Source organism: Pseudomonas sp. TH08 (assembly GCF_016651275.1).
Classification (GTDB): Bacteria; Pseudomonadota; Gammaproteobacteria; order Pseudomonadales; family Pseudomonadaceae; genus Aquipseudomonas.
The window spans coordinates 609,222-622,321 of sequence record NZ_JAEKEE010000003.1 but is presented as its reverse complement, the minus strand read 5'-3'; the positions used below and the strand labels follow the sequence as shown (position 1 = coordinate 622,321).

Sequence of the window (13,100 nt, the reverse complement as noted above, 5' to 3'; positions counted from 1 at the left end):
TGGCTGCTTATGAGCGACTAGAATGCTGGCTCTGTCCAGATCGAATCGACGCTCATGTTTTTGCCTCCCTCCGATTGGCTACCCCAAGCCCCTCTCGAATTACTCTCGCTCGACTGGCTGGCCGCCGCCAATGTTGAAGTGGCGATCCTGCGTCTGGATCAGATCGATCCACTGATCAGCGGCAACAAGTGGTTCAAGCTCACTGAGCACCTCAAAGCCGCCGACCGTACCGGTGCCGAAGGCATCATCAGCCTTGGCGGTGCGCATTCAAATCACCTGCACGCATTGGCCGCGGCGGGTAAACGCTTGGGGTTCAAAACCGTGGGGCTGTTGCGTGGGCATGCGCATGAAACGCCGACCGTGAAGGATCTGCAGGCGTTTGGCATGCAGTTGCATTGGCTGGGTTACGCCGGCTATCGAGCGCGGCATGAGCCGGGGTTCTGGGAACCGTGGCAGGTGCACTATCCGACGTTGTACGCGGTGCCGGAGGGTGGCGGCGGAATACCCGGGGCATTGGGCTGCGCAGCGCTTAAGGTTCAGGTCGATGCGCAATTGCGCAATCTGGGCTGGAGCGATTACCACGGTTGGTGGCTGGCTTGCGGCACGGGGACGACATTGGCGGGGCTGGTGCTGGCCGAGGGCGGTGAGCACCCGGTGTATGGCGCGTTGGCGGTGCCGGAGGCTCACGGTGTGGCGCCGCAGGTTGAGGCAATCCTCCAGGAAGCAGGGATGGCCAATGCAGGGTATGAATTGATCGATGCCTGTCGTGGCGGTTTTGCCAAGGTCGATGCCGGACTGCTTGAATTTATCGACCGTAGCGAGCAGGCGAGCGGTGTGCCGCTGGAACCGCTTTACACCGCCAAGGCGTTATTGGCGCTCAAGAGTCACGTCGAGGCGGGCGGATTTGCCTGCGGCACTCGGCTGATTTTCGTCCATACCGGCGGATTGCAAGGGCGCCGGGGATTCAACCGCGTCCCCTGATTGCAGCGTATTTCTGTCATGAGTGGATTTATTGTGAAGAGGGGATAAATCCCCGTTGGGCTGCGAAGCGGCCCCAAAACCTCGATACGCGGTGAATCAGGTTGATTAGTGGTGGCTGAACTGGGGGCCGCTGCGCAGCCCATCGGGGCGGTGCGACGTTTCGCTAAATCCCCTCTTCACAATGAATCCAGCTGTTCCAAAAGCGTTTTAGCCGCGTTTGGGCATCATCCGCAGCAGCGTGTTATCGCCCACCACGTAATGGTGATAAATCCCCGCCAGCGCATGCAGGCCGATCAGCCAGTACCCGATGGTGGCGATCAGCACATGCCAGTGCTCCACTTGCTTGGCGTAGGCCTTGTCCTCACTCACCAGCAGCGGCAGGTCGAAACCGTAGAACATCACCTGATGCCCCTCGGCGCTGGTGATCAGCCAGCCGAGAATCGGCATGCTGATCATGAACAGGTACAACGCCCAGTGCATCAGCCGCGCGAGCACGGTCTGCCATTGCGGCGAAGCCGGGAAGATCTTCGGCGCCGGGCCGAGGCTGCGCGCGAGCAGGCGAAACCATACCAGCACGAACACGGTCAGGCCGAGCATGTAATGCACTTCGCGGATCAGCGTGCGCCCGCCACTGCCCTTGGGAAAGATGCCGCGAAATTCCATGCTGGCGTAGACCAGCACCAACAACACCAGCATCAGCCAGTGCAACAGGACCGACACGGTGCTGTAACGCGATTCGGAGCTTGTCCACGGCATACGGTGTTTCCTCACAGATCAGGGTCGATACCGGCCGTTCTTGTGCGACGGCATGCTTTAACTGTAATCCGCTTTGGCGGATTTGCCTGAAGCTGATCGGACTTTCAATGCTCTGAATCACGGGTTTCATCAAAAAAAACGCCAGCGTCGTGTGGACGCTGGCGTTTTTGTTTGCAGTGGGCAGGGCAATCAGCTCGATTGCGGCATCTCACCCTTGGCCAGGCGCTTGTTGATGTCGGCAATCACTTCCGGCAAGTCAGTGATGGTGTCGATCATGTAGTGCGGGCGCGAACCCTCGAACAGCGCGTGAATGCGTTTGCGTTCAGTGGCCAGTTCATCACTGCCCAGTGCGCGGAAGCTCTCGTAATCCAGACCCAGCGCGTTGCCCGAGCAGATCAGCGCCACCGTCCACATGCCGGCGCGACGGCCTTCGAGGATGCCCGGTACGGTGTCGTCGATCTTCACGCAAGCGCCGACGTCGTCGATACCCAGCGCGATCACGTTGGCCAGGGCCTGAGCCGGCCATGGGCGGCCGTTCGGCACTTCGTCGGTGGCGACCACGTGGTCGGCGACGTAACCGTTGATGGCGGCCAGTTCGACGACTTTATCCATCACTTGTTTTGGGTAGCCGGAGCAGGAGCCGATCTTGATGCCTTGCTGACGCAGGTTGGCGATGGTTTCCAGGGCGCCGGGGATCAACGCCGAATGCTCGGCAATTTTCTCGATCTGCAGCGGCATGAAGCGGTTGTAGATCGCGGTGACGTCATCGTCGGTCGGCGTGCGGCCGAACGCTTTGCGATAGCGCTCGGCGACTTGCGGTTGATCGCACAGGGTGCGGATGTGATCCCACTTGCCCATGCCCATCGGGCCGCGCGCTTCTTCGATGGAGACTTGCACGTCGAATTCAGCGAAGGCTTCGACGAAAATCTGCGTGGGTGCGAAGGAACCGAAATCGACGACGGTGCCGGCCCAGTCGAGGATGGCGGCTTGCAGCTTGCTTGGGTTTACATAGTTCATGGCAATCAATTCCTGAGTTGGCAATGCAATTCAAATGTAGGAGCGAGCCTGCTCGCGAAGGCGTCGTGTCAGTCGACATCCATGTTGAATGTGCGACCGCTTTCGCGAGCAGGCTCGCTCCCACAGGGGATTTGTGGTGGTAATCAGATGTCGAGGACTTCCATCTCGCGTAGCACTTCGCCAACAGCCGCGACGGCCTGGCGCATTTCGTCCGGGCTGACGTGGCCGATGCAGCCGACGCGGAAGGTGTCGACCTGAGTCAATTTGCCGGGGTAGAGAATGTAACCCTTGGCCTTGACCCGTTCGTAGAAGTCCTTGAATTGGTAACGCGGATCTTTCGGCGCATGGAACGTGGCGATAATCGGCGCCTGGATCGCCGCGGGCAGGAAGCTGCGCAAACCGAGTTTGCCCATTTCCTCCATCAGTGCCTGACAGTTGGCGGCGTAGCGCGCATGCCGCGCCGGCAGGCCACCTTCTTCGTTGTATTGCAGCAAGGCTTCGTGCAGCGCCGCGACCACATGGGTCGGCGGGGTGAAGCGCCATTGACCGGTCTTCTGCATGTAAGCGTGCTGGTCAAACAGATCCATCGCCAACGAGTGCGAATTGCCGGCGGCTGCGGCCAGCGCCTCTTTGCGGGCGAAGACAAACCCCATCCCCGGCACGCCTTCCAGGCACTTGCCGGACGCCGCGATCAGCGCGTCGAACGGCACTTGCTGCGCATCCACCGGCAGTGCGCCGAAGGAACTCATGGCATCGATGATCAGGCGTTTGCCGTGTTGCTTGATGACTTGGGCAATCTCCGGCAGCGGATTGAGAATGCCGGTGCTGGTTTCACAGTGGATCAGCGCGACGTGGGTGATGTCGCTGTCGGCACGCAGCAGGCGATCGACGTCGGCGGCGGTAGTCGGTTCGTCTTCAGCGGTTTCGAAGGTGCTGAACGAGTGGCCGAGCACTTCGCAGATCTTCGCCAGACGCTTGCCGTAGGCACCGTTGATCAGCACCAGCACTTTGCCGTCACGCGGCACCAATGTGCCGATGGCCGCTTCGACGGCGAACGTGCCGCTGCCTTGCAGAGGGACGCAGTGGTGAGTGGCGGCGCCGTTGAGGATCGCCAGCAATTGTTCGCAAAGGCTGGCAGTCAGTTGATTGAAGCGGTCATCCCATGACCCCCAGTCGACCATCATCGCCTGGCGGGTGCGGGCCGAAGTGGTCAACGGGCCGGGAGTGAGCAGGATGGGTTCGGCGATACTCATTCGTGTGTCCTCGGATTGCGCTGTGGGATGAAGCTACGGGGCATACGTTGCAATTCGCCGTTGCATCAATCAAATTGTTTGTTGTTATGCCAGCCATCAGCGAGAGTTATTCATGAACCTGTTTCAACTGCGCGCCTTCGACGCCGTGGCTCGCGAAGGCAGCTTCACCCGCGCCGCCGCACGGTTGTTCATCAGCCAGCCGGCGGTCACCGGACACATCAAGGCGCTGGAGGAGCACTACCAGATCACCCTGCTGCGGCGTACCGCGCGACGAGTGGAACTGACCGAGGAGGGCACCAAACTGGCAGCGATCACTCGGGCGATGTTCGGCTTGGCGGAAGAAGCGCAGGCGATGCTCGAGGCCAATCGGCAGTTGCTGACCGGGCGTCTGGAAGTGGCGGCGGACGGGCCGCACATGGTCATGCCGATGTTGGCGAGCCTGCGCGCACGCTATCCGGGCATCACCGTCAATCTACGCTTGGGTAATGCCCAGGAAACCCTCGCGGCGCTGTTGTCGGAACACGCCGACGTTGCCGTGCTGACCGAGGTCGAGCCGCGCAAAGGTCTGCATTTGCAGGCGCTGAGTGAATCGCGCATTTGCGCGCTGGTGCCGGCGGCGCACCCGTGGGCGACGCGATCTTCAGACGTGAAACTCAAAGAGTTGGATCAGGTGATCATGGTTTTACGCGAGCCGAGTTCGATAACCCGGCGCACGTTTGACCAGGCCTGTACGCAGGCTTCGATCCAGCCGCGCGTGCTGCTGGAACTGGACAGCCGCGAGGCGGTGACCGAGGCCGTCGCCGCCGAGTTGGGCGTTGGCGTGGTGTCATCTGTGGAAGTCAGCCATGACCCGCGGGTGGTGGCGATTCCGATTGTCGGCGAGGGGCTGGTCAATCGGCACATGATCGGGTGCATGGAGCGGCGACGGGAGTTGCGCCTGATTCAGGCCTTCTTCGGCTTGGCCCCAGCCTGAAACACCGTGGCGCTCCTTTCGCGAGCAGGCTCGCTCCCACATTCGACCGCGTTTTTTCTGGAGGAACCGGTTCCAACGTGGGAGCGAGCCTGCTCGCGAAGGGGCCGGCCCTGATTACGCCAGGCTCTCGCGAACCATGTCGAGAAACGTCGCCACAACACGCCGCGAACTCTGCTCACGCAAACACACCAGTGTCTCCGTCAGCCGTCGGGTGCAGTCGATGATGGGCAACGCACACACCCGCGAATCCGCACCAAATTCCGCCGCCGACACCACCCCGACGCCAATGCCGACGACAACCGCCTCGCGCGCCGCTTCTCGGCCTTCGACCTGAATCGCCGGACGAATGCGAAACCCCGCCCGGGCCATTTCCTCTTCCAGTGTCTGCCGCGTCACCGAACCGTGCTCACGCAACACCAGCGGTGTGTCATCGAGATCCGCCAGGCAGATTGATTCACGCTCGGCCCACGGATGATTGCGCGACACGAACGCCACCATCGGATCGTTACGCAGTGGCACGCACAGCAAGCGTTCATCGCTGACATCGCGCCCCAGCAACGCCAGATCCGCCTGATAGTTGAACAGGCGAAACAGCGACTCATCGGTGTTGCCGGTTTCGATTTTCACGCTGATGCCCGGATAGCGTTCGCAGAACCGCGCGATCTGCGGCAACACGTGCACCGGCGCATCCACTGCCAGAATCAGGCTGCCAGTCTGCAAGGCCTGGGACTCCTGCAACAGCTCCTGGGCCTCTGCCTCAATCACAAACAGGCGCTGGGTGATCGCCAGCAAACGCTCGCCGAGGTCCGTCAGGCGCACGGAACGCTTATTGCGGTGAAACAGCAAGACGCCAAAACGTTCTTCGAGTTTGCGCACCTGGTCGGAAATGGCCGGTTGCGTGAGGAAAAGGCGCTCGGCGGCTCGGGTGAAGCTTCCATGCACGGCCACCGCGTGGAAGGCTTTGAGCTGGGCGTGGGACACCGACATGTAGCCTCCTGATTAAATATGCAGTAACAAGCTGAGCTTATGTGTGAAATACGATAAATCGATTTTATTTATTAAACAGTAATTGCTTTGATCGGCTCACGCCATCGCTGCCTGCTTGACCGAGCAGCGGCAGTGGCCCATGAGCCTGTGCGTGCAACAGCAGGACTCATCTGACCGGTATCGCCTTAGGGATGGAGCGATATCGCAGTGCTCAACAATAAAAAACACAGGCGTTTACTTAACGATTCTGCCGGCACACTCACACCCTGAGGTCAGAACCACCATGAACAAGCACATCGGCACCATTGCACGTTGGCGCGTGCAGATTTTTGCGATTACCTGGCTTGCTTACGCCGCTTTCTACTTCACCCGCAAAGCTTTTTCGGTGGCCAAACTGGGCATCGCCGAAGACCCGACCTTCATGCTCGACAAGATGGCCATGGCCAACCTCGATGCGATTTATCTGGCGGCGTATGCCGTGGGCCAATTCACCTGGGGCATGCTCGCCGACCGCTTTGGCCCCAGGGTGGTGGTGCTCGGCGGATTGCTGATTTCCGCCGCCGCAGCACTGGTAATGGGCAGTTTCGCCACCTTGCCGATCTTCGCCACCTGCATGTTGATTCAGGGCTTGGCGCAGTCCACCGGATGGTCGGGTTTGTGTAAAAACCTCGGCAGTTTCTTCCCCGCTAAACAACGCGGGCGGGTGCTCGGATTGTGGAGCTCCTGCTATGCGTTTGGTGGTCTGGTGGCGTCGCCGTTTGCTGGATGGTGGGCGTATACACTGGTCGGTACCTGGCACGCGGCGTTCATTTCCAGTGCTGCCGTGGTCGCCGTGGTGGCGGTATTGTTCTTTATCTTCCAGCGCGACAAACCGGAAGACGTTGGCTTGCCAGCGGTAGAGCCGGAGCCGGAACTGAGCGCTGAAGAAGCCGAAGCCAACAGCAAACTCAGCGTCTGGGAACCGTTGAAGGAAATCCTGCGCAACCGCACGGTGCTGGTTCTGGGCCTGGCGTATTTCATGTTGAAACCGGCGCGCTACGCGATTCTGCTATGGGGCCCGGTGATCGTATTTGAACAGATGCCCAGTGTTGGCAAAGTCGGTGCAGCGATCATTCCCACTTCGTTCGAACTGGCCGGGCTGCTTGGGCCGATCCTGATTGGCCTGGCCTCGGACAAACTGTTCGGCGCCCGGCGCATGCCAGCGTGCGTCCTGAGTTTGCTGGCGCTGACCGTGACCCTTGCGCTGTTCATGGGCGCCCTGCACACCGGCAGTGTGTTGCTCGTCGTGGCGCTGCTGTTTGTCATGGGCCTGACCCTGTACGGCCCTGATTCGATGATCAGCGGTGCTGCCGCTATTGATTTCGGCAAAGCCAAGGCCGGCGCCACTGCCGCCGGCTTCGTCAACGGCTGTGGTTCGGTTGGTGCAGTGCTCGGCGGTTTGCTGCCGGGCTACTTCGACTCAGTCACGGTGTTCATCGTTTTCGCCGGCTGCGCACTGTTCTCGGCGCTGGTGCTGATTCCGCACTGGAACAGCCGTCCGGTCGGTGTGATGGAGCCGCGTGCGTCTATCCCCAATTGCCGGTTGACGATCAAACCTCTGCGTTCTTGAAACCCTTAGCCTCGCGGCCTGCTGCGGCGTTCGCGGCAGGTTGTGGCGTGGCCAACTGACTGGAGAAGTGCCATGAGACCTTTTTGGCTGGAGCAGGCCTTGCTGGCCGATACCTCTGCAACTTGCCCGCCGCTGCAGGGCGAAGTGCGCACCGACGTGTGCATTGTCGGTGGCGGTTACACCGGGTTATGGACGGCGATCATGCTCAAGCAACAGAACCCTGAACTGGAGGTGTTGCTGATCGAGGCCGACATTTGCGGTGCCGGCGCCAGTGGGCGCAATGGCGGTTGCGCGCTGTCGTGGTCGGCCAAGTACTTCACCCTTGAGCGCTTGTTTGGCGTCGAGGAAGCGGTGCGACTGGTCAAAGAGTCTGAGCGCAGCATCCATGCCATCGGTGAGTTCTGCGAGCAGTACGGTGTCGATGCCGATTACCGTCTCGACGGCACGCTGTACACCGCGACCAACCGCGCGCAGGTCGGCTCGACCGACGCGGTGATCGCGGCGCTGGAGCGCAACGGCATCAACTCATTCAGCCAGCGCCCTTTGGCGGATGTGCAACGGATGGCCGGTTCCACCAAACATGTGGAAGGCTGGTTCTCACCGGCCGCTGCCAGCGTGCAACCGGGCAAACTGGTGCGCGGGCTGCGCCGGGTGGCGTTGCAATTGGGCGTGAAAATCCACGAAAACACCGCCATGACCGGGTTGCAGGAGGGGCGCCCGGCGCGCATCCAGACCCCCAATGGCAGCGTGATCGCTGACCGCGTGGTGCTGGCGATGAATGCCTGGATGGCTCGCGCCTTCCCGCAATTCGAGCGCAGCGTGGCGATTGTTTCCAGCGACATGCTGATCACCGAACCGCGCCCGGATCTGTTACAGGCAATCGGTTTGACCAGCGGCGTTACCGTGCTCGATTCGCGGATCTTCGTGCACTACTACCACAACACCCCGGACGGCCGGATCATGCTCGGCAAGGGTGGCAATACGTTTGCCTTTGGCGGGCGAATGTCGCCGGTGTTCGATCAGCCGTCGCCGTATGCCGGATTGCTCAAGCGCAGCCTTGATGACTTTTTCCCGGCGTTCAGCGATGTCAAAGTCGATGCGACCTGGAACGGGCCGTCGGATCGCTCGGTCACCGGTTTACCGTTCTTCGGTCAGATGAGCAGCAGCGGCAACGTGTTTTACGGGTTTGGTTATTCCGGCAGTGGCGTCGGTCCGTGCCACATGGGCGGGCAGATTCTCGCCTCGCTGGTGCAGGGCCTGGACAACCCGTGGACCCGCTCACCGCTTATCAACGGCCCGCTGGGCTATTTCCCGCCGGAGCCGATCCGCTACCTCGGTTCGCTGATGGTGCGCAACGCGATCCGCCGCAAGGAACATGCGGAAGACCACGGCCGGCGCCCCCGTCATCTGGACGTGCGCCTGGCAAAATTTGCGGCAGCTGCCGGCAAAGCCGACAAAGGCTGAACCCCATAAATGGACCTCATCGTTCCCCTTGTAGGAGCTGCCGCACGCTGCGATCTTTTGATCTTGTTTTAAAAGACAACATCAAAAGATCGCAGCGTGCGGCAGCTCCTACAGGGGTGGGGTTGGCAATCCATTGCAGCGTTTACAGGGAGTGGGGTTGGCAATCCATTGCAGCGTTTGCAGGGGCGGAGGTTGCCAATCCATAACGGCGTTTACAGGGGGTGCGGCTGATTGAGCAGCCAGTCGAGCAACAAGCTGTCGTCGTGCATGGGCGGTGTTTTTTGTGAGGGCGGATTGCGCTGGGTGCCCAGGCAAAGAATCGGTCGGTCCGGATCGCCGTCAAGGAAGCTCACCCACACTTCACTGCCCGCACAAGGCAAGTCATCGGGCGCGACTCGGCCATTGGCTCGGGTCATGGCAACCGGTAGCCAGATCGCATCGGTATCGGCGGTTGCCGATGGTTGCGCCGGCCACAACCTGACAGCGACGCGTCCTTGTTCGTCCAGTCGCGCCGGATGCCCCGCCGCGCCAAGCACTTGCGCCAGGTGATAACCGGGAATGCTCGGTCGCGGCTGTTTAAGCGCCGGGCGAAAATCCGTTGACCAGGGCAGGGCGGTGAAGTCGTTGTGATAGCGATACGCGATGGGCGTCGGGTCAAGAATCGACGGCTGTTGCCCTTTGTGGCGCAGTTCGGTGATCAACCACTGTTCGTTGAACCCGCTGACAGGGTGGTCGGTGACTTGCAGCAAGTGACCACTGCGCAAATCGGTAGCGTCGCTGCGGCCATGGATCGAACGATATTGGCAGCGCTGGCGTTCGAGATGGCGACGACTGCGTTGTTCACTGTGGCGTTGCTCCAGTGACGGCAGGCTTGGCTGCGCATTGGCCGGGGTCTGATTGGCAGCCGCTTCGCTGCTTGCCTGCGGCCCTCGATTGCGCACGGCGTGCAGCGTCGCAACAGGCGCGGCGTGGTGATGCTGGTAAAGCGCGCTGACACTCGGCAAGGGCGCTTGCGCATCATCGGTGAACGGCACCAGCGCCGGTTCCTGCGGCAAGCTCAAGCTGTCATCGGCGAACACGACAACGTGATTGTCCGCCCGGTGTTCAAAGTGATAATGGATACCTTCCTCTTCACAAAGCCTGTGCAGCAGCGCCAGATCGCTCTCGTCGAACTGGATGCAGAACGGCCGTGCCGGGTAGTGGCCCACGGTCATTTCAATCCGATAGCCATCGCCGGGCAAGGTATTTTCCGCGAGCAACTGCTGCAGAATCTGCGGCACGCTCTGTTGCACGAAAACACGCCGTTTGCTGGGTTGCGCCAACTTTTGCAGGGCTGGCACCAGCACCAATCGATAGCCGACGCGGTGGGTGCCGCGATGTTCGCACGAGACGTTGTGGATCAGGCCATGCACGCCGTGATGTTCGCCCATGCGCAGAAACGCCGGCTGATTCAGCAGCGTATCTGGCGTGACGGCAGGCGCCAGGCCCATCACTTCCACTTCGAACCGGAACGGCTGATTCAGCGCTTCCTCGCCACGAAAGCGCAGCACCGGCAGGCATAACCCGCTATCGGTCAGGGTGAGGGTGAACGGACTTTCCTTGTCATTGAGCATTCGCACAGGTTCTGTCAGGCAATACGGACGGCAGAGGGTACGAAACCACGGCGCTGAATAGTCATCGCAAAAGGGGTTTTCAGAATCGCCCTACAAGGTCTGGTGAAGATGTCGATTCGCCAATCAATATTTTTGGTCGATTGCCGACTTTAGGCCGTATAAACTTGGCGCCACGCGTCGGCCAATAGATGTCTCGGCGCCACAGATCAAGAGAGTGAGTAATGGGCGCACAGTGGAAGGTTAAACACAAAGAAGCGGCAGCCAACGCCAGGGGCAAAATCTTCGGCAAACTGGTGAAAGAAATCACCATTGCTGCGCGCAACGGTGCCGATACCGCCACCAATGCACACTTGCGTCTGGTGGTTGAGCAGGCCAAGAAAGCCTCGATGCCGAAAGAAACCCTGGACCGCGCGATCAAGAAAGGCGCAGGCCTGCTGGGTGAAGCAGTGCAATACCACCGCGTGACCTACGAAGGTTTCGCCCCGCACCAGGTGCCGCTGATCGTCGAGTGCGTGACTGACAACGTCAACCGCACCGTCGCGGAAATCCGCGTGGCGTTCCGTAAAGGCCAACTGGGTGCTTCCGGTTCGGTGGCTTGGGATTTCAACCATGTGGGCATGATCGAAGCGTCGCCGGACACCCCGGACGCCGATCCGGAGATGGCCGCGATCGAAGCGGGCGCCCAGGATTTTGAACCGGGTGAAGAGGGTGCGACCTTGTTCCTGACCGACCCGACTGACCTCGACGCTGTGCAGAAAGCCCTGCCGGAACAGGGTTTCACGGTGTTGTCGGCCAAGCTCGGCTATCAGCCGAAGAACCCGGTCACTGGCCTGAGCGACGAGCAAATGGCTGAAGTCGAGGCGTTCCTGGAAGGCCTCGACAACCATGACGACGTGCAGGACATGTTTGTCGGTCTGGCCGGCTGATCTGCTACAAAACTGACCTGTGGTGAGGGAGCTTGCTCCCGCTGGATGGCGAAGCCGTCCCAAAGCGACGACTGCTGCGCAGCCGAGCGGGAGCAAGCTCCCTCGCCACAGGGTTTGTATGAGTCAGAGATTGTGCAATTGCTCCACGACTTCACTGAACCCCGGTCGCGCCAGCACCTGCGCCTGGCAGCAACGCCGTTCCAGCTCCTCCCAATGTAAACGCTGTTCGGCACTCAGCCCCGAATCGATACGCGCCAGCAATTCCCCCAACAAGATCCCGAATGCGCGCACTTCAATGCGTTGCAGCGCCCGCGTCTGCGGGTTATCCGTCGTGGCATGGAACGACGCCCCGCCAAAATCTCCCAGCAGGCAATCGCCCCGGTCGTTCAACAAAATGTTGTGCCCGTAAAGATCGCCGTGGGTGATGCCTTGTTGATGCAGATGTTCGGCCGCCGAGGCAATGCCCTTGGCAATGCGCAAGGCAACGTCGGCCGTGAACCGAAGATCATCGGCGTACACATCCCGCGAACACGACGCCAGGCTCGGCAATCCAGCGAGATTGCGAAAGCTCGGATCAATCAGCTGCATCACCAGCCCCTGTTGGCCGTCGGGGTGGCCGTTGATACGCCCTTCAATGCGGATCAGGTTCGGGTGCAGCCCGGCGGTGATGCACGCGTTCATTTCGTGCAATGGCGAGCCGTCGCTGGTCATTTCACCTTTGTATAACTTCACCGCGACCGCTTTCTGCGAGCCATCGGCTTGCTGCCAGCTCGCCCGGGAGATCACCCCGGAGGCGCCTTCGCCGAGTTTCTGCTCCAGACGCAACGCCGACCAATCGATCAGCGGCGTGGCTTCAAGGGCGGCGGCGTCGGCTTCGGTTTCCAGCGGATTACCGGCGTAGGCCAACCACGTCAGGCTCGGCAAGCTCAGCAGCCACTGCGGCAGTTCGCTGAACTGGTTGACCGAAATGCGCAGCAGCTCCAGTCGATGGCACTGGCTCAGCGAGGGCGGCAGCGCTTGCAGACGATTGCCCGACAGCATGAGCTTCTGCAGATAGGGGCGTTCGCCCAGTTCAGCCGGCAGGGTTTCGATGCAGTTGTCGGTCAGGATCAGCCAGCGCAGCAGCGGTGGCAGCGCCTCACCGGGGACCTTGACGATGCGGTTGGCTTTGAAGCCGATCATCGTCAGCGACGGGCATTGGCCGAGGCAGGCGGGCAGTTCGGTGAACGGATTGTCCGAGCAAAAAAGCACGCGCAGGCGGCTCAGGCGATGCAGATCATCCGGCAGACTGCTGAGTTTATTGCCGCTGAGGTTGAGGATTTCGAGGGTCTCGGCCAGCTCGAAAATCTCGCGCGGAAACTCGGTCAGCCCGCAAGACAGATCCAGGCGCGTGATGCCCGACAACTCGCCGGCACGTAATTGAGCAAGGGTGTGCATGTAGGACTTCGCAATAAAGGGTTCGCTGGGAATGGGCGACATCATAACGGCAGATGCCTGCCTGGCGCAGACCCAAGTGCGAAA

11 protein-coding genes are annotated in these 13,100 nt (G+C 60.8%); 5 read left to right on the top strand and 6 right to left on the bottom strand.

Going from position 1 to position 13,100, the window contains the following annotated elements; genetic code table 11:
* The first annotated feature begins 54 nt into the window (after positions 1-54).
* Positions 55-981 (top strand): 1-aminocyclopropane-1-carboxylate deaminase/D-cysteine desulfhydrase, encoded by a 927-nt coding sequence (locus tag JFT91_RS16135; RefSeq protein ID WP_201233038.1) that lies wholly within the window; start codon positions 55-57, stop codon positions 979-981.
* Between the two features lie 207 nt (positions 982-1,188).
* Here JFT91_RS16135 and JFT91_RS16130 read toward each other — a convergent pair whose 3' ends face one another.
* The 3 genes from JFT91_RS16130 to JFT91_RS16120 all read right to left on the bottom strand — a co-directional run bounded on the left by JFT91_RS16130 (position 1,189) and on the right by JFT91_RS16120 (position 4,007).
* The gene (locus tag JFT91_RS16130) at positions 1,189-1,737 is read right to left on the bottom strand and encodes a cytochrome b (RefSeq protein WP_201204708.1); all 549 of its coding nucleotides are present in this window, start codon (positions 1,735-1,737) and stop codon (positions 1,189-1,191) included.
* Positions 1,738-1,926: 189 nt separating this feature from the next.
* Complete coding sequence (gene phnX / locus JFT91_RS16125; protein WP_201233037.1) at positions 1,927-2,754, bottom strand: phosphonoacetaldehyde hydrolase; 828 nt, start codon at positions 2,752-2,754, stop codon at positions 1,927-1,929.
* 143 nt (positions 2,755-2,897) lie between these two features.
* Positions 2,898-4,007, bottom strand: a complete 1,110-nt coding sequence (locus JFT91_RS16120; protein WP_201233036.1) for a 2-aminoethylphosphonate--pyruvate transaminase — start codon at positions 4,005-4,007, stop codon at positions 2,898-2,900.
* A gap of 112 nt (positions 4,008-4,119) precedes the next feature.
* Here JFT91_RS16120 and JFT91_RS16115 point away from each other — a divergent pair, with 112 nt between their 5' ends.
* Entirely contained in the window at positions 4,120-4,980 is an 861-nt protein-coding gene (locus tag JFT91_RS16115; protein ID WP_201233035.1) for a LysR substrate-binding domain-containing protein, read from the top strand.
* A gap of 114 nt (positions 4,981-5,094) precedes the next feature.
* Here JFT91_RS16115 and JFT91_RS16110 read toward each other — a convergent pair whose 3' ends face one another.
* A complete protein-coding gene (locus JFT91_RS16110) occupies positions 5,095-5,967 on the bottom strand; it encodes a LysR family transcriptional regulator (protein WP_201233034.1) in 873 nt (290 codons plus the stop codon).
* A gap of 283 nt (positions 5,968-6,250) precedes the next feature.
* Here JFT91_RS16110 and JFT91_RS16105 point away from each other — a divergent pair, with 283 nt between their 5' ends.
* Complete coding sequence (locus JFT91_RS16105; RefSeq protein WP_201226431.1) at positions 6,251-7,576, top strand: MFS transporter; 1,326 nt, start codon at positions 6,251-6,253, stop codon at positions 7,574-7,576.
* A 72-nt stretch (positions 7,577-7,648) separates the two neighbouring features.
* Complete coding sequence (locus tag JFT91_RS16100; RefSeq protein ID WP_201233033.1) at positions 7,649-9,040, top strand: FAD-dependent oxidoreductase; 1,392 nt, start codon at positions 7,649-7,651, stop codon at positions 9,038-9,040.
* 212 nt (positions 9,041-9,252) lie between these two features.
* Here the strand turns inward: JFT91_RS16100 and JFT91_RS16095 are convergent, their stop codons facing one another.
* Positions 9,253-10,653, bottom strand: coding sequence for a type VI secretion system Vgr family protein (locus JFT91_RS16095; RefSeq protein WP_201233032.1), 1,401 nt, complete (start codon positions 10,651-10,653; stop codon positions 9,253-9,255).
* A 221-nt stretch (positions 10,654-10,874) separates the two neighbouring features.
* Here JFT91_RS16095 and JFT91_RS16090 point away from each other — a divergent pair, with 221 nt between their 5' ends.
* Positions 10,875-11,579 carry a YebC/PmpR family DNA-binding transcriptional regulator gene (locus JFT91_RS16090; protein WP_201226428.1) on the top strand — a complete coding sequence of 235 codons (705 nt, stop codon included), beginning with the start codon at positions 10,875-10,877 and terminating at the stop codon, positions 11,577-11,579.
* A 123-nt stretch (positions 11,580-11,702) separates the two neighbouring features.
* On the opposite strand, the gene JFT91_RS16085 is transcribed toward JFT91_RS16090, so the two are convergent.
* Entirely contained in the window at positions 11,703-13,016 is a 1,314-nt protein-coding gene (locus JFT91_RS16085; RefSeq protein ID WP_201233030.1) for a leucine-rich repeat-containing protein kinase family protein, read from the bottom strand.
* Between the last annotated feature and the right edge of the window lie 84 nt (positions 13,017-13,100).

Coding starts and splice junctions, on each gene's coding strand:
- JFT91_RS16135 (WP_201233038.1), top strand. CDS start 55: ATGTTTTTGCCTCCCTCCGATTGGCTACCCCAAGCCCCTCTCGAATTA.
- JFT91_RS16130 (WP_201204708.1), bottom strand. CDS start 1,737: ATGCCGTGGACAAGCTCCGAATCGCGTTACAGCACCGTGTCGGTCCTG.
- phnX (WP_201233037.1), bottom strand. CDS start 2,754: ATGAACTATGTAAACCCAAGCAAGCTGCAAGCCGCCATCCTCGACTGG.
- JFT91_RS16120 (WP_201233036.1), bottom strand. CDS start 4,007: ATGAGTATCGCCGAACCCATCCTGCTCACTCCCGGCCCGTTGACCACT.
- JFT91_RS16115 (WP_201233035.1), top strand. CDS start 4,120: ATGAACCTGTTTCAACTGCGCGCCTTCGACGCCGTGGCTCGCGAAGGC.
- JFT91_RS16110 (WP_201233034.1), bottom strand. CDS start 5,967: ATGTCGGTGTCCCACGCCCAGCTCAAAGCCTTCCACGCGGTGGCCGTG.
- JFT91_RS16105 (WP_201226431.1), top strand. CDS start 6,251: ATGAACAAGCACATCGGCACCATTGCACGTTGGCGCGTGCAGATTTTT.
- JFT91_RS16100 (WP_201233033.1), top strand. CDS start 7,649: ATGAGACCTTTTTGGCTGGAGCAGGCCTTGCTGGCCGATACCTCTGCA.
- JFT91_RS16095 (WP_201233032.1), bottom strand. CDS start 10,653: ATGCTCAATGACAAGGAAAGTCCGTTCACCCTCACCCTGACCGATAGC.
- JFT91_RS16090 (WP_201226428.1), top strand. CDS start 10,875: ATGGGCGCACAGTGGAAGGTTAAACACAAAGAAGCGGCAGCCAACGCC.
- JFT91_RS16085 (WP_201233030.1), bottom strand. CDS start 13,016: ATGCACACCCTTGCTCAATTACGTGCCGGCGAGTTGTCGGGCATCACG.